This window comes from Mesorhizobium sp. P2_F5 (genome assembly GCF_056403715.1).
In genome coordinates this window covers 34648-55844 of the sequence record NZ_JBFUEY010000020.1, presented here as the reverse complement: position 1 = coordinate 55844, position 21197 = coordinate 34648, and the positions used below count along the sequence as shown (strand labels likewise).

Genomic DNA, 21197 nt, shown 5'->3' with positions numbered 1-21197 from the left:
GCGCAGGGCCTAGAGCTTTCGCAGCAAATTTCGTTTTCCATCTGAAGGGTAAACCTATGGCATCTGTGGCATTTCTCGGTCTTGGCGTGATGGGCTATCCCATGGCCGGGCACCTCAGGAACAAGGGCGGCCACGACGTCACCGTCTACAACCGCACCGCTGCCAAAGCCGAGCAATGGGTGGCCCAGCATGGCGGTAAGCTCGCCGCGACACCGGCCGAGGCCGCCGAGGGCAAGGATTTCGTCTTCTCCTGCGTCGGCAATGATGACGATCTGCGCTCGGTGACAACCGGGGCCAACGGCGCGTTCGCCGCGATGAAAAAGCGGTCCGTCTTCATCGACAACACCACAGCATCGGCCGAGGTGGCGCGCGAACTGGCCGACGCCGCGCAAAAGGCCGGTTTTTCCTTCCTCGACGCGCCGGTCTCCGGTGGCCAGGCGGGTGCTGAAAATGGCGTGCTGACGGTGATGGTCGGCGGCGATCAGGTTGCCTTCGACAAGGCCAAACCGGTCATCGATGCCTTTGCCCGCATGGTCGGGCTGATGGGGCCGTCGGGCGCCGGCCAGCTCACCAAGATGATCAACCAGATCACCATTGCCGGGCTGGTGCAGGGGCTGGCCGAAGGGATCCATTTCGGCAAGAAGGCCGGGCTCGACATCGAGAAGGTCATCGGGGTGATCTCCAAGGGCGCAGCCGGTTCCTGGCAAATGGAAAACCGCCACAAGACGATGAATGCCGGCAAATATGATTTCGGTTTCGCCGTCGACTGGATGCGCAAGGATCTCGGCATCTGCCTTGATGAAGCCGACCGCAATGGCGCCAAACTGCCGGTGACCGCCCTCGTCGACCAGTTCTACAAGGATGTGCAGGCGATGGGCGGTAAGCGATGGGATACGTCTTCCCTGTTGGCGCGCCTGGAAAAATAGGCTGGCATGGCCGAGCTTTCGCCCCAATCTAGCGCCGACGAAATTGTCGCGCATTTGCGGTCGATCGGTTCGGAGGAAAATCGCCGCGGCATGCTGCGCTATGGCATCAAGATCGAACGCGCGCTTGGCATTTCGCATGGCATGCAGCGGCAGATTGCCAGGAAGATCAAGCGCAACCACGAACGAGCCTTCGAGCTCTGGCAGACCGGCATCATGGAAGCTCAGTTCATCGCGTCCGTCACGGCCGACCCGAAGCGCTTTTCCGCAGCTGATGCAAGGCAATGGGCGGCGTCTTTCGATTCCTGGGACATCGTCGACGGCGTCTCCGATCTCTTCGTCGACACCGACGGCTGGAAGGACCTGATCGAGGAGTTCGCGGCGGACGAGCGGGAGTTCGTTCGACGCACCGCCTTTGCCATGATGGCCTGGTCCGTCGTTCACCGGAAGCAAGAGCCGGTAGCGACTTTCCTCGGCTTCCTGCCGATCATTGAAGTGCATGCCACCGACAGCCGCAATTTCGTGAAGAAGGCCGTGAACTGGGCGCTTCGTTCGATCGGCAAGCGATCGATGGAGATGCACGGCGCTGCCCTTTCCGTGGCCGAACGACTGGCGCAGTCTCCTGACAAGACGGCGCGCTGGATCGGCAAGGACGCCGTACGGGAACTGACCAATGCCAAGATCATCGAGCGGATCGCCGCCAGAAAAGGCTAACCTGGGCAAAGTCCGGTTCACCGCGGTGACGCGAAAGACGCGAACCAATTTCGAGGGCCTGTTCGAAGCGCAGGGCGGTCCGAAATATTGCTGGTGCATGGCCTGGCGGCCCTTGCCCGGCCGCCGCGAGCATGTCCAGCACGCTGAGTTGAAACGGGCCATGATGGCGCTCGTCGAGGCCGGCACTCCGGTCGGCATTCTGGCCGAGCTCGATGGCAAGACCGTCGGCTGGTGCTCGGTCGCTCCGCGCCAGACCTACCGCAAGCTGTCGCCGCAGCAGGACGATGGCGAGACCGGCATCTGGTCGATCGTCTGCTTCTATGTGCCGAGAGCCCTGCGCGGCGGTGGACTGGCGGTCGGCCTGCTTGACGCTGCCATCGATCAGGCCTTTGCCAAGGGCGCCAAGACGATCGAGGCCTACCCGGTCGACGACGCGTCGCCGAGCTACCGTTTCATGGGGTTTCGCGACATGTTCACCGCACGCGGGTTCCATGAGATCGGCATGGCCGGCTCTCGCAGACATGTGATGCGGCTCGAGCGTTGACGCCATCGGCCACGGCGTCTTTACTCCTTCACGAAGGAAGCGGCCAATGAGCAAACATTTCCAGCCGACCACCCTGGTGCTTGCAGCCGCGTTGCTGGCAGCTAGTGCCTTCAATGCTTCGGGCCAAACCGCGCACATCTTCTGGAAGGATCTGCGCCCGGCGACGCAGGCGGTGGCCGAAGATGCCGGCCTGCCAATGATCGCGGCAAAACTGCCCGATCATGGCGAGACGCTGTCGCTCAACCTGCAGGACAAGACCGTACAATTAGCCGGCTATGCATTGCCGGTCGACCGCGATGGCGACCTCGTCTACCAGTTCCTGCTGGTGCCGTGGACGGGCGCCTGCAGTCACATGCCGACGCCGCCGCCCAACCAGATCGTGCTGGTAACGCCGGCCCGTCCCTACAAGATGTCGCAGGCCTATGAGGCGGTTGCTGTCACCGGCGCCTTGCGGCCCGGCTTGGAGAAGAGCCAACTGTTCATTCTCGACGGCGTAAGCGTCATTCAGTCCGGCTATACCGTGCGCAAAGCCGAGGTGGTGGCTGTCGACAACGTGCCGGACACGATCACGCTGCCGGTCAATTCACCGTGGACTTTCCTCAATAAAAAGAAGAACTAGCGAAGTAGCATGCCATCCGGCCACTGCGTCACTGACGAGCTACACTTAAGCTCGTTGCAATTCCAAATGCCGGGCGTAAGCTAGATCTTTTCCAGATGCGTTGGAAAGATGACCATGACTGACGCAAAGGGGTGGTACCTATTTTTGGTATCCAAGGTCCTGCAAAGAGAAATCAAGACGATAACCAACCGCCACCTTTTGTGGATCGCCGGCCTATTCATAGCTTTTTTGTTGAACGTATTCGTCTTTCCAAAACACCATGATCGCATGCATTTCGTCTATGCAACGATAGGGTATCTCTCAGTGATGATCCCGCTGGGTATTGGGCTAGAGTTGTTTAGAAAACCTCCCCCACATTGAACGCGGGCGATCACGCAGCGTTGGCGCCTGATTCCTTGTCCAGCACCATGTAATCCAGCGGCATTTCGGTGGTGTATTTGATCTGCTCCATGGCGAAGGACGACGACACGTCGCGGATTTCGATCTTGGCGATCAGCCGCTTGTAGAAGGCGTCATAGGCCGCGATGTCGGGCACCACCACGCGCAGCAGATAATCGACGTCGCCGCTCATACGGTAGAATTCGACCACTTCGGGAAATTCCTGGATGACCTCGGAGAAGCGGCGCAGCCATTCATGGCTGTGCGAATTGGTGCGGATCGACACGAAGACGGTGACGCGCACATTGACCTTCTCGTGGTCAAGGATGGCAACGCGCCTCTTGATGACGCCCTCTTCCTCGAGCTTCTGGATGCGGCGCCAGCAGGGCGTGGTCGATAGGCCGACTTTCTTGGCGACATCGGCAACCGCGAGCGTCGCGTCCTCCTGCAGGAGGCGGAGAATTTTTCTGTCGAGGCGATCCATTAAGATGCTCCCTGGTGCAGGCCGCGTTCCCTCGGGCGCGGCGCGCTTTGGGAATAGATTGGCTATACTCCCTCTTATTTCGGCCTTTCACAAGAAAGAAATTCTGCCGAATGGCACAAAAGCGAGTGATATCTTGCTTAAAGCTTAAGCAATGCGATAGCGGATTTCCGATCTCAGGAAGGGCAGCAAATCCATTTCAAACCATGGATTCTGTTTCAACCAGCCGGAGTTGCGCCATGATGGATGCGGCAGCGGCAGCACTTTCGGGCTGGCCGGCGTATCCCAGATGGCGCGCCAGTCCCTCACGGTTCCGGTCAGCGATGACCGCCGCGCCTCACCCATATGCCAGGACTGCGCGTAGGAGCCGATGGTCAGAACGAGCTCGATCTGCGGCATCAACGCCATCAACTGTGCGCGCCAGGCTGGTGCGCATTCGCGGCGGGGCGGCAGGTCGCCGCCCTTGGCGTCCTGGCCTGGAAAACAGAACCCCATCGGCACGATGGCGAATTTCTCCGTGTCGTAGAATTCCTCCGTGCTGACGCCCAGCCAAACGCGTAGCCGGTCGCCGGACGCGTCGGTGAACGGCATGCCGGACAAATGAACCTTGGTTCCCGGCGCCTGGCCGGCGAGCAGGATGCGGGCGCTGGACGACGGCAGCAGCACTGGGCGCGGCTCATGCGGCAGCGGCCGTCCCACAGGATTGTCGACGCAGATGCGGCAGGCGCGGATCTTTGCCGTCAGGCGTTCAAGCTCCGCCTCCATCTCAGGCGGAAGCGCTCGGCCGGCTCGAGACGGCGCTGTACCAGCGCAGCACGTTGGCGCACTCGTCCGGTACCTTGATGCGCGCCGGTTTCATGAAGTCGATGGCGATCATCCCGGTGATGTCGGCGATCGAATAGGCGTCGCCGGCGGCGAATTCCCGGTTTGCCAGTTCGGTGTCGAGCAAGCTCAGGAATTCGACCGCTTTCGTCTTGTTGGCTTCGCCCCATTCGGGGACTTGCGGAATTTCCCACTCTTTCATCGCCGGATGGATATGGCGAAAGGCCTGAGCGACGCAGCTGAGCAGATTGAACTCCATGCGCCTTTGCCACATCTCGACCTTGGCCTTGCCGAGCGCGCCTTGCCCGAACAGCTGCGGTTCGGGATGCAATTCCTCGAAATAGCGGCAGATGGCGACGGATTCGGTGATGATTGTGCCGTCGTCGAGCTCTAGCACCGGCAGCCGCCGCAGCGGGTTACGTGAACTGACCGGCTCCTGCCTGTGACCCATTGCGCCCATGTCGACCGGCACAAGCGGCAACTCGATGCCCTTCTCGGCGAGGAAAACCCGCACACGCCGTGGATTGGGAGCGCGGCCACCGTCGAACAGTTTCATCTCAATCCTCCCGATCTTGCGGACAGACTATAGGACACGGCGCGCTCCTCACCGGAAGCGAAAAAATTCACGCAAGGCGTCACCGAGTGAAGCAAGCGTGCCGTGCCGTCTTTCGGCCGGGCCTTCATGGTGGCTTTCGCGCCAGTCCTGTGGCTCATCGAAGGTGCCAGCCCAGATACCCACCTTGCCGGCGCGGGCAACGGCCTGCTCGGTTTCGTAATCGCCATAGGCAATGGCCCAGCCAGCCTCGACCTGTGACCGGTTGAGATCCCTGCCGCCGGCCTTGCAGTCGCCGAGGAGGCGGCCGTAGCGGTCGCGTTGCCAGCCGCTGCAGGTCACCGGATTGCCTGATATCAGCCGCACCAGCGCCTGGCGCGCCAGCCTGCCGCAGGCATAGTCGGCGCCGTCCTTGCGGCAGATCTGCTGGTATTCCGGAGCATCGATGCCGCGCATGCGGATGCGTTCAGTGCCAAGCGTGAGTGAATCGCCATCGTTGACGATCGCAGCGCCCTCCGCCTTGCGCGTCTCGAAGCGGTCGAGCCGCGCGGCGAGCAGGATCAGCAGGCCGAGCAGGATAATCGTCAGCGCGTAGTCCAGCAGCTTGCGCCACAGGCTTCGCGGCGGTGGCGGATAGTATCGCCGGCGCGGCCTTGGCGACCACGAACGGCTCATATGGCAAACAGTCTCTTAATCATTCGAACGTAGCTTAACGAATTGAGATCGCTGCGCGCATAAATTGAAGTTTCCATGCCTCTGCTACGCTCGAACACAGCGGATAAATTCATTGTGGACCGCAGGAAACCGCACCGCAACAGCGATGTGGCGCGCGCGGTGCGCAGAACGCGCGACCGTCTTTCGCAGCAGGTCGGCAATCTCGACTTCGACCGCGAGCTGCTGAAGCTGCATGCCCGCGCCATGGTGGGGGGTGCGACCGTCATTCCGCTTTTGGTGCTGGCGATCGCGGCGACCGGGCTTCTGGCGGGGACGGACAAGCAGGTCAGCATCTGGGCGCTGTTCACGCTGATCTGCTATTCGATCGTTGCCTTCATGGCGCGGCGCGTCGAACGCACCGAAGCGGCCGAACTCGACCCAATTCTGACACGCCGGGATTTTCTGATCGGCCATTCGCTGTGCGGCCTCGGTTGGGCGTGGTTCGCCTGGATCGGCTGCGCCGACTGCCAGATCGACCATTTCCAGGTGGTCAAGGCGATGGTGCTGCTGCTGGCGATGGCGGCGACCGCCATTACGGCGTCGTCGTTGCGCGGCTCGCTGCTCGCCACCTTCGTCATTCCGGTGGCGGTCTATGCCTATGCCGAAACGAAGCTGTGGATGCCGGTCGAGACGATGATGGTCGGCCTGCTGGTCGCCGCATTGCCGTTCTTCGTCTATATCGCGCGCCATCTCAACCGCTCGTCGCTGATGCTTCTGTCGTTCCGCTCCGAAAAGGATGCGTTGCTCGCCGAGGTGGAGACGGCAAAGTCGATGTCGGACGAAGCTCGTCGGCGGGCCGAAGACGCCAATCTAGCGAAGTCGCGCTTCCTCGCCTCGATGAGCCATGAGCTGAGAACGCCGCTCAACGCCATTCTCGGTTTTTCCGAGGTGATGGCCAACGAGGTGCTGGGGCCAATGAGCAACCCCACTTATCGCGACTACGCCAGCGACGTGCACGATTCCGGCCAGCATCTGCTCGACCTGATCAACGAGATCCTCGACCTGTCGCGCATCGAGGCCGGCCGCTACCAGCTCAACGAGGAGCCGGTGATGCTGCTCAACATCGCTGAAGATTGCTGCCACATGATGGAGTTGAAGGCGCGCAACAAGGACATCCGCATCGTCCAGGATTTCGAAATCACCTTGCAGCGCCTGTTCGCCGACGAGCGCGCGGTGCGGCAGATCATCCTCAACCTTCTGTCCAACGCCATCAAGTTCGCCGCCACTGGCGGCGAAGTTCGTGTGCGCGTCGGCTGGACGGCGGGCGGCGGCCAATACATTTCGGTCAAGGACAACGGGCCGGGCATACCGGAAGACGAAATCCCGATCGTGCTGTCCGCCTTCGGCCAGGGCTCGATCGCCATCAAGAGCGCCGAACAGGGTACTGGGCTAGGGCTACCGATCGTGCAGGGCCTGCTCGCCATGCATGGCGGCGAATTCGAACTTCTTTCCAAGTTGCGCGAAGGCACCGAGGCGATCGCCATCTTCCCGCTGAGCCGGGTGATGGAGGAATTGCCGGCGCTGCCGACCAAGGCGGTAGCGGCGCGTCGGCGCTAGCGGCCTGTTCTATGCTCTGACCGCTGCCGCCATGCCCGAACTGGTAAGTGCTGCGGCCTTGACCAGGCCGGCGGCAAGGGCTGCCCCTACCCCCTCGCCGTGGCTGACGCCGAGATCCAGCAGCGGCTTGAGGCCGAGCCGCTCGGCGGCAAGCCTTTGGCCGGGCTCCGGCGACAGGCCAGCTAGCAAACAATGGTCGAGTGCAGCGGGATTGGCAGCATGCAGCACGGCCGCGGCGGCGGTCGCGGTAAAGCCGTCGAGCAGCACCGGAATCTTCTGCATCCGGGCAGCGATGATGGCGCCGGCAATGGCAGCGAACTCGCGGCCACCGATCCGGCGCAGCGCCTCCAGCGGATCCTTGAGAGCAGCGCCTTGGAAGGCAAGGGCTGCATCGACCACGTCAGCCTTGCGTGCCTGCATCGCCGCGTCGGCGCCCGAGCCGGGGCCTACCCAATCGGCGCCGCTGCCGCCGAACAGGGCCGCGCACAAGGCAGCCGCAACGGTGGAGTTGCCGACGCCGAGATCGCCGAGGCAAATGAGATCGGCGCCGCCGGCAACGGCCTCCATGCCGAAGGCCATGGTGGCGGCGCAGCCGCGTTCGTCGAGCGCGGCGTCCTCAGTAATATCGGCGGTCGCAATGTGCAGTGCCAGGTCGAAAACCTTGAGGCCAAGATCGTTGGCGATGCAGACCTGGTTGATCGCGGCACCGCCGGCGGCGCAAAGCTCGACAGCATTGGCGGTCGCCGCGACAGTGCGCGGCGAAATGCCGTGACGGGTGACGCCATGGTTGCCGGCGAAGATCGCCACCAGCGGCCGGTTCACCGCCGGTGGCGCGCGGCCGCTCCAGGTGGCCAGCCAAGCCGCGATGTCCTCGATGCGGCCGAGCGAACCCATCGGCTTGTCGGCCTTGGCAAACAGCGTGCGCACGCGCGCCGCGGCCGTCTCGTCAGCCGGCGGCAGGTTCGCCAGCAGATCGCGGAAATCGTCGAAAGGCAGTGCGCTGGTCATGGCATGGGTGCTCATCTCGTGAATTGCCAAGCGGCATAGCCGCCTTGCCCGGCCGGCACAACCATCAAGCCGCAACACAGGGCTGTGCCGCAAATGCGGCTGCCGGCGGCGAAATCCGGAGGGCTTGCATTGGCTTTGCCGTTGCACCATGTGGAAGCGAGACAGGGATTCCTCAAAGGGATCTCCAAGAGAACATCATGACTGGCATCGAATCCCCCTGCATCTTGGTCTGTTCGATCGACATGAAAACCGGCTTCTGTTTCGGTTGCGGCCGCACGCGCGATGAAATCGGCGCCTGGATGGGCATGACGCCGGAAACCCGCCGCGGCGTGATGGCCGAATTGCCGGCCCGGTTGGAAACGGTCGAGCGCCGGCCCCGCCGGGAAACACGCCGCACCCGCATGGCGCGCGAGCGCGACGTCCTCTCGTGAAACGGCAAAGCCCATGAACCGACTGTTCTGGATCGTGATGGCGGCAATCGGCGTCGGGCTGGTGCTGCTGATGATCAACAACGACGCCGGCAGCACGTTCGGCATCGAGAACTCCGATTTCAGCCGGCTGGTCTGGCTGGGCGCGATCGGCGTGCTGGTCAGCGCCGGCCTTGTCCGATCCGGCCGACCGCTCGGCGCCATGGCCCGCAATCTCGGCACCTGGGCCGTGATCGTGCTGGCGCTGGTCGCCGGCTACCAGTACCGCTACGAGTTGCAGGATTTCGCCAGCCGGGTGACGGCCGGCCTCGTTCCCGGCAGCCCGCTGGCGCTGGGCGTCGAGGATGGCCATGCCACGGTGACCCTGGACAAGGCCGACAGCGGCCATTTCGAGGCCCGCATTACGGTCAACGGTGCGCCGATCCGAACCGTGGTCGATACCGGCGCCACCAGCACGGTGCTCACCGCCGAAGACGCACAAGCGGCCGGCTTCAATCCGGCTGCATTGAGCTTCACCGTCCCGGTCTCGACCGCTAACGGCATGGCGCGCGCGGCTTCCGTGAGGACCGACGAACTGGCGATCGGCGGCATTGTGCGCAGGGACATGCAGGTGATGGTCGCTGCCCCCGGCACGCTCAGCCAGAGCCTGCTCGGCATGAACTTCATCGGCTCGCTGTCGGGTTTCGACGTGCGCGGCGATCGGATGATTTTGCGCGACTGAACCGCCTAGGCGGCCTGTTCGGTGCGGCCGAAGTCGACAGCCGCGAAAGCAGCCTTCAACACATCCGGACCCGCGCCGGGTTTCGTTGCGTCGGTCGACAGAATTTGCCGGAAGCGGCGCGCGCCGGGCAGACCGTGGAATAGGCCGACCATGTGGCGGGTGACGTGACCGAGCCGTCCGCCCTGCTCGATATGCCTCGCGGCGTAATCCGCCATCGTGTCGATCAGCGCGGCAAAATCGAATGCGCCGGGTTCATCCCCATAAAACGCAGCATCGACACCGGCCAGAATGCCCGGGGTGTGGTAGGCGGCGCGGCCAAGCATGGCGCCGTCGAGATGATCGAGGTGGCGAGCAGCCTCCTCGAGCGATTGAATGCCGCCATTGATCCCGATGAATTTGTTCGGTTTTCCGGCCTTGAGGCGATAGACTCTGTCATAGTCTAGCGGCGGGATATCGCGATTTTCCTTCGGGCTCAGCCCCTCAAGCCAGGCCTTGCGGGCGTGCACCCAGAGCGCGTCGGCGCCGGCCGCGAAAACGCCGTCGGCCAGCGCATCAAGCGCGGGCTCGGGATCCTGCTCGTCGACACCGATGCGGCATTTGACCGTCACCGGAATTTTCACCGCCGCCTTCATCGCCGCCAAGCAATCGGCGACAAGCTCAGGCACTTTCATCAGGCAGGCGCCGAACGTCCCCGACTGGACGCGGTCGGACGGGCAGCCGACATTGAGGTTGATCTCGTCATAGCCGAAGGCTTCGCCGATGCGCGCCGCCTCGGCCAGCTTTTGCGTATCGGAGCCGCCGAGCTGCAGTGCGACCGGATGTTCGGTCTCGTCAAAGCCAAGCAGCCGTTCGCGTGCGCCATGGATGACGGCGTCCGCCACCACCATCTCGGTATAGAGCAGCGCACGGCGCGTCAGCTTGCGATGGAAGAACCGGCAACGCCGGTCCGTCCAGTCCATCATGGGCGCCACGGCCAGTCTATGGTCTTGATTTTTCAGCATTTTTTCTTTAACATCAAATCGTTAGAACCTGCCGAGTGCACACGAATTTACGCCAGAATACGACCCTTTTCGCCACATTTCGATCTCTCAGTGCACACGGAGCGCACACGAAAAAATGGCCACCTACACAAAGCTCTCGTCCGGTTCCTGGCGTGTCCAAGTCCGTCGCAAAGGTCGCTACGTCAGCGAGACCTTCCTGCGCCGAGACGACGCACGGCGCTGGGCAACCGAAACCGAGCGCCAAGTCGATCGCGGCGAGACGCCGACCAAGTCCCGCATAGCGCGCCTGAAAACTTTCGGCGAACTCATCGACCTTCATATCGACGACATGTGCGATGTAGGCAAGTCCCCTCGCCGCTCCAAGGCCGCAGCCCTCGATATGCTGCGAAGGCATCTTGGGAAGTGCAACATTTCTGCGCTCGATCGCGAACGACTTATTCGCTTCGGTCGAGATCGAGCCACCCAAGGTGCCGGACCAATGACTCTCGGTATCGACATCGGCTTTGTAAAACTCATTCTGGCTCACGCCGCTGCGGTGCACGGGCTGCCCGTCAAGGTCGAACCGGTTGATCTCGCGCGTATCGCCCTAAAGAGGCTTGGCCTCATTGGGAAAGGAAATCATCGTGACAGGCGGCCGACGCAAGATGAACTCGACAGTCTGATCGCTCACTTCGATTCAAATCCTCGTCAGATGGCACCGATTAGCCAGATCATACGTTTCGCCGTCGCAACCGCGATGCGCCAGGAGGAAATCTGCAAGGCACGTTGGTCCGATTTGGAAACTCGCACGCGGATGCTTCTCATCCGTGACCGGAAAGACCCGAGGAACAAGAGCGGCAACAATCAGCGCATACCGCTGTTCGCGGCGACCGGTTACGACGCATGGACCATTGTTGAGGAGCAGCGCGCCAAGCGAAGCAACGACGATGATCGAATTTTCCCATTCAATCACAGGTCAGTCGGCACCGCCTTCCGCCGAGGGTGCGGTGACCTGGGCATCCACGACCTTCATTTTCATGACTTGCGGCACGAGGGGACAAGCCGCCTTTTCGAGGCCGGATTCACGATTGAACAAGTAGCGCTGGTCACGGGTCACAAGGATTGGAAGATGTTGCGGCGATATACACATCTCAAGCCGGAAATGCTTCATACTATTCGAGCGGCAAGGGCCGCATAGACGAGGGAAGTTGGCTTGGCAGGCCGCAGTCTCTCCGCCGGCAATAACGCCTTCGATCAATGGCCGTGGTTACGATCAAGCTGCTTCGAACATAGCCTCGACGACATGTGTCGTCAAAAAGACCCGCAGTTTTGGAGACCGAATAGCCTTCTTACATCTACTTGTTTATACAGCGATATTTGGTATTTTTTGGATTGACGTGCAAGGATTTGTGTAACGGAAGTTGCTTTTTAGCCGAGTTTTTTGGCGCTTCTCGGACATTTTCTGCGCCTTTGATGATGGGACTCGAAATATAAGGGTCGGATGGAGGCGGTGCCTTCGAAAGCGACAGGCCGGGACCAATCATCGACGGAATAGCCGGCATCTGCGATAGTCTCCTCTATCATCGATGGAAGGAGCTTGTATCAATGTATCGTGGACTTCGAATTCGGATTGCTAAGACAAATCGAAATCGCTTGGATTTGGTCGATCTCGCACGGAGACAGGCCGACCATCTCGGCCCGGCTGGAATCTCGGCCAAGCGCAACCAGACCAATGAGCGGTTCCTGAAGAAGGGTTTTCTCCGGCTGGCGCCGTTAACTCGCACCCAGCGTCGGAAAGTGATGGCCCGCATCTCAAACCTGGGCGAGCCGGCTATCAAGATGCAGCCGATCAAAAACCCAAATCCCCGGCCTCGATGAAAGCTGTTGCCGCCCCCGGGTTGCCCGACATTGTCTGCCAAAGCGACAAAGACATGCAAAGCCCGTTTCTTGTGGTGCCAATATTCGCAACTCGCACGCACCGCGGATAGGTCATGACGACGGTCGCATCAAACTACCTTTACTCGACGTTGCGGGAGCGCATCGTCGAGCACGTGTTCGTTGGCGACGCCCTCCGCGAACTATGGCGGCTTGGCGTCTATGACGTCGAGGTACTCCGATCGGAATTCGACGCACACGGCTACGATCTGGTGATGGCCAGAGGGAAGATCGTCCGCCACATTCAGTTCAAGACCGGCACGCAGAAAAAACCCGGCACCGTATCGCTCTCCAGAGCTTTGGCCGAAAAGCCCAGCGGATGCGCGATCTGGATACGTCTTGAACCCGACCTCTCCATGGGACCGTTCTTCTGGTTTGGTGCGGCGCCCGGGCAGCCGCTAGCGGCGTTGCACCACCTCCCCAACTCCCGGCGCGTGACGCCCAACAAGACCGGAATCCGGCCGGTCCGCAAGAACCATCATGAAGTGCCAGGTGCAGCGTTCGTGCCTCGGAGCAGCTTGCGGGAAATCCTGGTCGACCTATTCGGAGATCTGGCGCCGACAGTGGTTCTGGAGGAATCGGAATGATCCTGCCCTACGGCCCGACGCGAGACACTGTCATGAACGACTACGTCCTATTTAAGATGTGGGGACCTCACCGGCTGTCCCTAATCAGGGGGCATCAGTTTTACGTCGAACAGGCCCGCAAGCGCCTGTTGTCACAATTCGCGAACATGGAAGCCGAAGCCGAAAGGGCCTCGGATGAATGGCTGGAGAAAAGCAGTGACCGGTTTGACCCTGACCGGCACGATCCTAGCGAATTCTACGAGGCCGCCAACGACGCCGGCATCGAGTTCTACCAGCTCCTGAGCGACATGCGCGACCAAACCCGGCTGAGTGTGATCGCGGGAATGTTTCACGAATGGGAGAAACAGCTGCGGGACTGGCTGGTGCGCGAAATCCAGCACTGGCATCAAGGAGACACCCCAATTGCAAAAGTCTGGTCTGCCGACTTCGGCAAGATTGCCGACCTCCTGGAGAGTTTCGGGTGGAAGATCCGAAGCACGGGCTACTTCAACGCCCTCGATGCGTGCCGGCTGGTGGTCAACGTATACAAGCACGGCTCCGGAAAATCCCTGGACGACCTGAAGGCGACCTATCCTGAATATCTCGAAGATCGGCTGAGGGGTTCGGGGTTGCCAGGGACTTTGGACCTGGTGGACTACACGAACCTCAAGGTAAGCGATGACCAGTTTCAGGCGTTCTCGGACGCGATTGTCGCGTTCTGGCGAGATGTTCCCGCCAGCGTCGCCGGATCCGAAATATTGAAGCCCCCAGAGTGGTTTAAAAAAGCCATCCTCGGCGATCGCGCCGTTCGATCATAGTTGTCCGGCTCCTCCACTATTGTGTTGAAGGTCGGAAGGCGTCGGGTTGCCCAGGAACGGCCACGTGCACCGAGGAAGCTCCCTGCGCAACCAAAACAAGTAGTCGACCATCGCCAGTACTATCCGTGGTAGTGTTGGTCCCAAGTACTGGGAGGTGCATATGACCGATTCAGACAAACCGATTGAGCCGCCACACGCGCATCCAGGTCGAGCTTTGATGCGAGGTGCAGCCGAAGGTGTCGCAAGCCTAATCCCTGGTGGAGACCTTGTGGCCAACATTATTCGGGTCACCCATCCTTCCAAGGAAGAGAAGGAACGAGGCCAATGGGAGAAGGATCTCTCTCAACGCACAAATGAGCATACCGCCAAGTTTGCTGAGCATAGCGCCAAGTTTGCCAGTTTGGACCAAGCTGTTCGCGACGTTGTCGGCGCCTACATCACGGCCAATACGGTCCATCAACACGCCAGCCAGGCGGGGCAGCTATCTTTCTTCAGATCAGGAATGTTGCGCCCGCTGGAAGCGATTGCTGCTGGCCGAGGCACGCAACAGGACCAGGAGCGGCTGCAGGAGCTATTGGCAGCCACCGCACCGGAGGTGGACGACATCATTCGAGGCCTTACCATGGCGCGCGACAGCTTGAGCGAAAATGTCGAAACCCTTGAGTTTGCGCACAAAATCGATGAGATCATTTATGGTCCGTTCGGCAAACGACCCATCCGTGAGCGCATCGAAGAGGTTATTAGGACTGATCTATCTGCGTCATATATGCGTCCTCTCGCCGAACAGATTTGCAACGAGATCGAGCAGTTCAACAGGGCAATTATCGCGCTTGGGCGGTCCGCGCTCAGGGGCGAGGCTGCGTGAGCAGACTCGACCCACTGCCGGACTACTGCTTACCTAGAACCGCGTTGCGCACCATTTGATGTTCGTCCGGCAGGTTGCGCCCGAGGATGAACTCATTGAGCACCACGGTGGATGTCGTCGCGGGCAGTTGCCCGAACGAGTGCCCTTGCCAATCCGGCGCCAGCAGCGCGGGACGCAAGCCAACGGCAACCTGTCGTCCCCCGTGCTCTATGACGAGCGGCACTGGGACACCATGAATCTCTGCCGGGCCCTTGCATTCGAGACCCTCCAGTTCAAGCAGCCGTTGGAGATTTCGCAGCAGATTGGCCTGCGCCGCAGGCGCCTTCTCCTTGGGCAGCGTGCCATCGAGCGCGTAGCGTAGCAGCTCTGCGCCGAGGTTCCGGTCAAGACGTTCCTTGAGGTACTGGTTATGATAGTGCCGCAGGCAACTCTCGCATGACTGCTCGCAGCGGGCGGGGCACTCTTCCAATAGCGTGAGGGTCTGCTGGAGGATTTGCTCGATGTTCCTCGCCGCGAGATCGGCATAGCCGGCCCCACCGGACAAGGTGTCGTATAGGTAGACGTCAAGCAGCAGCGTGTCATCCTCCCGGTTCGGGACGATACGGAACCCGGCACCGAACTCGGAAGGATCGAGATCGATTTGTGGATGCCGGCTGGCTGCCAGGCGCAAGCCTTCGGCAACCGAGTACAGGGCGTCTTCGAGTATCCTCAATTGCAAGGGGTCGCCCGTCTCGGTGACAAGCGGCTGCTTTAGGCTGATACGCAGCAACAGCAAATCGGTGGAGAAAACGTGGCCTAGGAACACGTTTTCATAGGTACCAGCACACTGATGCCCCGGCCTCGGCTTCTGGTAAGAGAATTCAATCTTGTAGGGTCGGTTGTGGGACACCTGTGGCTGCTCGTCGACCGAGGCGCGTCCGCACTGGTTGCAGATCCAGAATCCGCTGCGACCGTCCGACGTCTCCTGTCCCTTGTTGACGGTCACCAACTGGCGGTCAGTGGTGACTACGTACATGAGGTTGCTGCCGACGGGTCGCAGGCTGGGCAGATCATCCTTGCCCACCGGGACGGGAAACTGCGCGGCCGTCGCGTAGGTAATGTCCTGATCGCGATCGTCGTCCTTGAGCGCCCTGCCTTCCTCCGGCAGGAAGACCTGCGGCACCACCATGTGCGTATGTTTCAGGTCGCTTTCGCACACCGGGCAATGCGCCCCGCCCTGCGTCACGTCATTCAAATCCGCGACAAAGCTGCAGTTCTCACAGTGCACCAACGTGTGGCGTTCCTCGAAGATCGCCTCTGCGCGATTCTCGACGTCGGGCAATGTGTTCGCGACCACCCCGCCGGAGCGATAGGTTTCCTTATTGATGACGATCAGACGTCCGGGAGCATATTCGCTCAGGGCCTTGCCAATGGACTGCTGCGGCCGTTCGACGACCTCCATCTTCCACTCGTTGTTGCGCGGAACCAAGCGCTCCACAAGGAAACTCGATAGGTCCGTGGGGAAAGCATAGCTGGGCAGCAGACCCTTGGAGAACAGGAACTCCAGCAGCTCTTGATCAGCGATGGCCTCGCGCTGGGAACGCCGGTCCTCCTCCTCCTCGCCGCCTGCGGCAGTCCCGCCTTCGCCTGCGGTTGCTGCTACCAGTTCAGCCCGGAAACGGGCGAGAGTCGCCAGCAAGGCTGCGGCCTCATCGCCGATCCAGGCGTCGATCGTCCGGGGGGCGACGCGGAGGTTGTCCGGCAGCCAGTTGCGAATGAGAGGGCGCAGCTGGCCGGTTGGCGCAAGAAGCTCCTTTCGCACCCACATGTCGAAGCTTGCGACATCGAGCCCCGACATCGGCTCGCCGAGGAAAAAGTCCGTAGCCTTGCCAAGTGCCCGGAAGAGGGCCGACGATCCCGCCCCGACAGATACGTCGTGAGTGTCCATGTAGTTGTGGAAAAACGTTTGGAAGAGGTAGGCGACGATGTGGCGCCGCGCGATCTTTGGGTTATCGACCTTGACGTCGGGGTTGCGGGGATCGCCCGCGACGATCTGTTCTGGGTTGTTGTAGTAGTAGCCGTCGTGAGGGCCATTCTGCGCGTAGGTCAGCACAGTTGAAAGCGACGAGCCGCGGCGTCCCGCCCGGCCGGCTCGCTGCTGGTAGTTCTCCCGCTGCGGCGGCACGTTGCGCAAGCCTACCGCAACCAGGGAGCCGATATCGACACCCACTTCCATGGTCGTGGTGCAGCTCAGCACGTCGATCGGCTTGTCGGACTTCGCGATACGGACATCCTTGAAACGCAGTTCAAATTGTTCGGTGGTCGCGTGCACCCGTGCATTGTCGCGGTTTGACAACTGGGCGGTATGTTCCTCGACCGAAATGCTGCGTAGTTGCGCACCGCCGGTCAGCACACGTTCCACCGGGGAACGCCAAAAGCCCTTGCGCGCCCTGATATACTCGCTCTGGGAAGGCGTGACCGACTCCAGGGATCCTGAACCGCAAGCCGCGCAATGACCATGCACGGTCATCGGCAACAGCGCGGTGCAGTCGTTGCAGTGATGCCAAGTCATGTCCAGGTCGATGTGAACGATGACCTTGGCGGGATCGATGAAGATCGCGCCGGTGGAGTCAGCCAGCCCCAGTTCGTTCGCGAGTTCCTTCTCGACCAAGCCGAGGGTGGTCAGGTCGATCTGCAGGGCGGCGGCCAGCGCGGGCCGGATCGCCTTCGGAAAATTGCCGTTGCTGCCCCACGCGTTCCTCCAGCGGCCTGCCGCCGACCCACGGACGTTGCCTTCGATGGTATGGTCAAAGGCGTAGCCGTCTGCCACATGCATCAGCCACGCGGCGGCCAGGCCTGCCATATCTGCGGCGGGAAGCGCCGGCACCAAAGGGGCGGCCACACTAACAAGCTTGGCCAGCGCACGCCGGGCCGGAAAGAGGCAACCCACTGTCGTGCCGGCCAGTGAGTAATATCGGCCGCACAGTTGCCTGAGGAGAGCCATCCTGTAGCGGCTGGGCGGCGGTCCAGGGTCGAAATCGGCCAGCAATTCCTCGATAGGTTGGTCTGCATGGTCCTTTTGGAGGCGCCTCACCTGGTCCTCGATTGTTTGCGCGTCCTCCCGGTCAAAGATTGGCAAATTGCTGTCGCTCAGAACCTTGAGCACCGCGATGTAAAGACTACGGTCAGGCCGCGGTTCGCGGCCCGCTAGGAGCAATTCCCGTGTGGCCAGCGCCAACACTTGCCGGAAAATGTCCTGTTCTACCTCCCGCGGAATATCGCGAGCCAACCGGGCCGCCTTCTGCCGGCCGTCCGAAAAGAGAAGGACCTTGCGACCGCCATTAGGATACTCGCGGGTTTCGGTCCGTGAAGCCGGTTGGCTGTCCAACTGCGTCTTTACCAAGTTGGCGAACGGCGCCTCGCCCTTGGTGGCGTGGTCCATGATCGTGGATGTCTCACTGCGCAGGGTTGGTTCGCCGCAGACACAGCAATTGCCAAACCTTACGCCGTTCTTGACCCAGTCCTGGTTTTGGGTGGGCAGATAGACGCGGGTAAAGCCTTCTGCCGGCCGCTCGACGCTGTAATTAAGACGGCCGCTCCGGATGTCGAGCCAGGCGGAAACACAGTCGAGAAAGCTCGGGTTGGGCGGTTCCATCAGCACTTCCACTTCGACTAGCGGCGGCTGGCGGCCTTCACGGAATGGCCCGGACGGTGTGCTCCAGAGGAAATCAGGTTGCGGTCCATCGGCGTAGCCCCGCAAGTAGGCGGTACCGCACTCACGGTGCGTCAGGAGTTCGAAGACCCGTCCACCGCACTGGCACTGCCGGCGGTGGTGGGTATGGAGCCTGCCAAGAATCCGGCCAGGTCCCTGATGGCGTGCATGGGCACAGTTCGGATCGACGCAGGCGAATAGCCCCGGTAGGCCGCGAAAGAACATGTGCAGGCGGGTAGGCAACAGGACGCGGTCGTCCGCTTTGCGGCGCGCAAAGGGGGCCAGCGCAAGCAAGGCCGCCAGCGCGCGAGTACCGTCGGGATGCTGCTCAAACAGTTGCTCCTGCAGGGCATCCAGCGCCAGAGCCTTGCCGGATACGAGCTCAATGAGCCTTTCGAGCACTGGAAAACCGGTAAGGTTGGCAAACACGTAGTCGGGCAGGTCTTCGGCCGACGTCGGTTCCGACCAGCCCAACCCAGCGGCCAATGCGGCCACCGCGTCTCGCGCAGTCTCCGGATGGGTGGCGTATTGTTCGAAAGCTGCCAAATCAAAAACCGCGAGCTCATCGGTCACGCCGTCGCTAGGCGGGCCGCTGCCGTGGCGCTGTTCACGCGTACCCGTGATAACCGCGAACCCACGCCGCGATTGGCGCGGTAATCCAGTGAGATTGCGCGCGAACTCGTCGATCGCTGCCTCGGCGGCTGTACCCTGCCCCAAGCTGGCGCTGGTCAGGATGAAGCGCACGCGCTCGCGCGGCACGTCAAGACGTGCGAGCAGGCGTCTGATCAGCAGCGCAACCTCCGCACCACCAGCGCCCCGATACATGTGCGCCTCGTCGAGCACCAGAATCAGCTCATTGGCGCTGTCGGCGTGCAGCCACTCCTTCGTCTGCTGGAAAATGGACCGCTCGATTGGCCGCATCAGCATGTATTCGAGCATCGAGTAGTTGGTGATAAGGATATCCGGGCACGCCTGCTGGGTTTCATCGCGAGTCATCATCTCGCGGTCGCCAGGCTGGGTGATGAGGCGGCGGTCCCAATGACGATAGCGCCGTGGTGCACCGCCTTTGGGATTGGGCTTCAGTTCCTCGTGTTGCCTGCCAAAGAACGCGGTCAGGTCCTTTGAAGGCCATTGCCCAATCTTGGTAAGGCCTGACACTGTCTCGGGTGTCGCCATCAGGGGCAGGTAAAAGTTCTCGAACAGCGGTTCGATTCGCTCGCCGTCGCGCTTGGCCGAGCGCAGTCCTGGATAGGGCGATCGGCCGGTATAACTGCCAAAACGCACCGGCCGGGCGCGGCCCGCCGAGACGATAGCCGATGCAATCTCGTCGCCGAACAGCCGGCGAATGCGGCCCAGTTGATCATTGACGAGAGCGTTCATCGGATAGAGCAGCAAGGCACGGCAGCCCGGCAGCGCCGCCGTGGCTGGCCGGTCGCGTGCCTCTTGGGTCAGTTGTCCGATGATCGGCATCAGAAAGCTCTCGGTCTTGCCCGAGCCGGTACCGGTTGCGACGATCAGATCGGAGCCCGCGAAATACCTCTCAAGGGCTTGTGCCTGATGGACGTAGGGCCGGGGAAACAAGCCGACTTTTGCCGCTGCAAGCTCCGACAACACGCTTGCCACCGCTGGGGGCAGATCAAGCTGGTCATAGGGAGCCCCCAGTTCATAAACCGGGGTAGACTCAACAAATGGAGCCTGCGCGACCGCGCCGTCCTCCTGCAGCAGCAGCCGCCGCTCTTGGATGAGTGCCTGGTTGCGCACGTGGTACTGCGCCTCAATGTAGCCGCGCAGGCTTGAGCCCAACCGCCCAACCGTGGCGTGTACGCCGTGCTCGCTCTGCTCGACCCCGTTGCTCACAGCGCCCCCCCTCTCAGTCTTATCCCAAGCCGCCCAAGCGCATGTGTTACGAACGGCATGGCGCGAACCGGGAAGGCCATGGAACGGACTGACCGGGGAGTTGTGCCGTCACATTCCCAGCCAAGCGCGAGAACGCGAGCCTCCTCCATGGGCAGATCCTTGGCCAGCGTAACCTGCACCAGATCATTGTCCCGCCTCGCATTTAATGTGCGTGTAGCGCGAAGCGCGTCGTCGTAGGCAAAGCGGAACCGACGCGCGTGTCCATGGTCGACCGTTGCTGCACGCCGCAGTAGCAGCCCATCGGCCGTAGGCTCGAACTCTCCGAGATAGTACGGTCGGTTGTAGAGTGACGTTGGCTTTGCCTGCGCGCGGCACAGCCGCAAAGAGACACCGGCGAGTTCAATCTCACGGGCATTTATCCAGCGTGATCGCGACTGCTGCACAGCTTGGTCCGGAGCGTATATTTCGAGGTGGTCGGCTGGCATTGTCGCCTGCTGGAGACGTGGGCGATAGATCTTGAGCGCCTTGCCCATCCAGACGCCGATGGGCTCGGTGCGACCGAGCCAATCATCGAAGCTCTGCACGACCATCTGCGTAGCGCCGGCATTCGCATAGCGCATGACCCCTGCCGCGACGAAGCCGCCTGGCGGGAGAGCGCCAAGCAAGAAGGACACGCTATCCGATAGTGCAACGGTGCGCGGAGGTGTTGACTTCCAGTAGCCTCCAGGTGACCGCCAAAGGTCGCCCGTTTCCTCGAGCGCCTCCAGTACCTTGTTAGCCAGCGGACGCGCCTCGGCAGGCGCGATTAGGCCTCCAAGATTCGTTTCGATCATGTCGGTGAGGCGCCCTGTGAAGACGCCGTGACCATCCCGCGCTCCGTCTGCATCGCACGCAGCATGCAGGTGCGCCGCAATCAACGCGCGCCGAACCGCCTCCGGGGAGCCTTGGATCGACAAGCCGACCGTCACGCTCTCCAGCACCTCGGAGGCGGAAAGGACACGCAGTGACAGGGCCATCTCGGTG

Annotated in this window: 20 protein-coding genes; 12 read left to right on the top strand and 8 right to left on the bottom strand. The window is 61.6% G+C overall.

The genetic code is table 11. The features are described 5' to 3' along the window. Window positions 1-56: 56 nt before the first annotated feature. The 4 genes from AC1DYO_RS24195 to AC1DYO_RS24180 are packed head-to-tail and all read left to right on the top strand — an operon-like array spanning window position 57 to window position 2800. Window positions 57-926, top strand: a complete 870-nt coding sequence (locus tag AC1DYO_RS24195; RefSeq protein ID WP_477266980.1) for an NAD(P)-dependent oxidoreductase — start codon at window positions 57-59, stop codon at window positions 924-926. 6 nt (window positions 927-932) lie between these two features. Beyond that, window positions 933-1637: a DNA alkylation repair protein gene (locus AC1DYO_RS24190; RefSeq protein ID WP_477266979.1), complete on the top strand. Its 705-nt coding sequence runs from the start codon at window positions 933-935 to the stop codon at window positions 1635-1637. Next, window positions 1597-2181 carry an N-acetyltransferase family protein gene (locus AC1DYO_RS24185; RefSeq protein WP_477266978.1) on the top strand — a complete coding sequence of 195 codons (585 nt, stop codon included), beginning with the start codon at window positions 1597-1599 and terminating at the stop codon, window positions 2179-2181. Before AC1DYO_RS24190 ends, AC1DYO_RS24185 begins: the two co-directional genes overlap by 41 nt. A gap of 46 nt (window positions 2182-2227) precedes the next feature. Then, entirely contained in the window at window positions 2228-2800 is a 573-nt protein-coding gene (locus AC1DYO_RS24180; RefSeq protein WP_477266977.1) for a DUF3299 domain-containing protein, read from the top strand. 370 nt (window positions 2801-3170) lie between these two features. On the opposite strand, the gene AC1DYO_RS24175 is transcribed toward AC1DYO_RS24180, so the two are convergent. From AC1DYO_RS24175 to AC1DYO_RS24160, 4 genes are all read right to left on the bottom strand, one after another. Beyond that, window positions 3171-3662 carry an Lrp/AsnC family transcriptional regulator gene (locus tag AC1DYO_RS24175; protein WP_006333679.1) on the bottom strand — a complete coding sequence of 164 codons (492 nt, stop codon included), beginning with the start codon at window positions 3660-3662 and terminating at the stop codon, window positions 3171-3173. Between the two features lie 144 nt (window positions 3663-3806). After that, on the bottom strand, window positions 3807-4424 hold the full coding sequence (locus AC1DYO_RS24170; protein ID WP_477266976.1) for a uracil-DNA glycosylase family protein: 618 nt from the start codon (window positions 4422-4424) through the stop codon (window positions 3807-3809). A gap of 1 nt (window position 4425) precedes the next feature. Beyond that, window positions 4426-5037: a glutathione S-transferase gene (locus AC1DYO_RS24165; RefSeq protein WP_477266975.1), complete on the bottom strand. Its 612-nt coding sequence runs from the start codon at window positions 5035-5037 to the stop codon at window positions 4426-4428. Between the two features lie 48 nt (window positions 5038-5085). Continuing rightward, window positions 5086-5709 (bottom strand): thermonuclease family protein, encoded by a 624-nt coding sequence (locus tag AC1DYO_RS24160; protein ID WP_477266974.1) that lies wholly within the window; start codon window positions 5707-5709, stop codon window positions 5086-5088. 75 nt (window positions 5710-5784) lie between these two features. Here AC1DYO_RS24160 and AC1DYO_RS24155 point away from each other — a divergent pair, with 75 nt between their 5' ends. Beyond that, on the top strand, window positions 5785-7305 hold the full coding sequence (locus tag AC1DYO_RS24155; RefSeq protein ID WP_477266973.1) for a sensor histidine kinase: 1521 nt from the start codon (window positions 5785-5787) through the stop codon (window positions 7303-7305). Between the two features lie 9 nt (window positions 7306-7314). Here AC1DYO_RS24155 and AC1DYO_RS24150 read toward each other — a convergent pair whose 3' ends face one another. Further along, complete coding sequence (locus AC1DYO_RS24150) at window positions 7315-8313, bottom strand: nicotinate-nucleotide--dimethylbenzimidazole phosphoribosyltransferase (RefSeq protein ID WP_477267133.1); 999 nt, start codon at window positions 8311-8313, stop codon at window positions 7315-7317. A 197-nt stretch (window positions 8314-8510) separates the two neighbouring features. Here AC1DYO_RS24150 and AC1DYO_RS24145 point away from each other — a divergent pair, with 197 nt between their 5' ends. Next, a complete protein-coding gene (locus tag AC1DYO_RS24145; RefSeq protein ID WP_477266972.1) occupies window positions 8511-8744 on the top strand; it encodes a DUF1289 domain-containing protein in 234 nt (77 codons plus the stop codon). Between the two features lie 13 nt (window positions 8745-8757). Further along, window positions 8758-9462: a TIGR02281 family clan AA aspartic protease gene (locus tag AC1DYO_RS24140; RefSeq protein ID WP_477266971.1), complete on the top strand. Its 705-nt coding sequence runs from the start codon at window positions 8758-8760 to the stop codon at window positions 9460-9462. 5 nt (window positions 9463-9467) lie between these two features. On the opposite strand, the gene dusA is transcribed toward AC1DYO_RS24140, so the two are convergent. Further along, window positions 9468-10463: a tRNA dihydrouridine(20/20a) synthase DusA gene (dusA, locus tag AC1DYO_RS24135; protein WP_477266970.1), complete on the bottom strand. Its 996-nt coding sequence runs from the start codon at window positions 10461-10463 to the stop codon at window positions 9468-9470. Window positions 10464-10578: 115 nt separating this feature from the next. Between dusA and AC1DYO_RS24130 the strand changes: the two genes are divergently transcribed. From AC1DYO_RS24130 to AC1DYO_RS24110, 5 genes are all read left to right on the top strand, one after another. Further along, window positions 10579-11640, top strand: coding sequence for a site-specific integrase (locus AC1DYO_RS24130; protein ID WP_477266969.1), 1062 nt, complete (start codon window positions 10579-10581; stop codon window positions 11638-11640). A gap of 407 nt (window positions 11641-12047) precedes the next feature. Beyond that, window positions 12048-12320: a hypothetical protein gene (locus AC1DYO_RS24125; RefSeq protein WP_477266968.1), complete on the top strand. Its 273-nt coding sequence runs from the start codon at window positions 12048-12050 to the stop codon at window positions 12318-12320. Window positions 12321-12433: 113 nt separating this feature from the next. Beyond that, window positions 12434-12964 carry a hypothetical protein gene (locus AC1DYO_RS24120; protein WP_477266967.1) on the top strand — a complete coding sequence of 177 codons (531 nt, stop codon included), beginning with the start codon at window positions 12434-12436 and terminating at the stop codon, window positions 12962-12964. Next, window positions 12961-13761, top strand: coding sequence for a hypothetical protein (locus AC1DYO_RS24115; protein WP_477266966.1), 801 nt, complete (start codon window positions 12961-12963; stop codon window positions 13759-13761). The genes AC1DYO_RS24120 and AC1DYO_RS24115 overlap by 4 nt, the downstream gene beginning before the upstream one ends. A 160-nt stretch (window positions 13762-13921) precedes the next feature. Further along, entirely contained in the window at window positions 13922-14626 is a 705-nt protein-coding gene (locus AC1DYO_RS24110; RefSeq protein WP_477266965.1) for a hypothetical protein, read from the top strand. A 22-nt stretch (window positions 14627-14648) separates the two neighbouring features. Here AC1DYO_RS24110 and AC1DYO_RS24105 read toward each other — a convergent pair whose 3' ends face one another. Then, the gene (locus tag AC1DYO_RS24105; protein WP_477266964.1) at window positions 14649-20174 is read right to left on the bottom strand and encodes a DEAD/DEAH box helicase; all 5526 of its coding nucleotides are present in this window, start codon (window positions 20172-20174) and stop codon (window positions 14649-14651) included. Continuing rightward, window positions 20171-21190: a hypothetical protein gene (locus AC1DYO_RS24100; RefSeq protein WP_477266963.1), complete on the bottom strand. Its 1020-nt coding sequence runs from the start codon at window positions 21188-21190 to the stop codon at window positions 20171-20173. Before AC1DYO_RS24100 ends, AC1DYO_RS24105 begins: the two co-directional genes overlap by 4 nt. Window positions 21191-21197 lie beyond the last annotated feature (7 nt).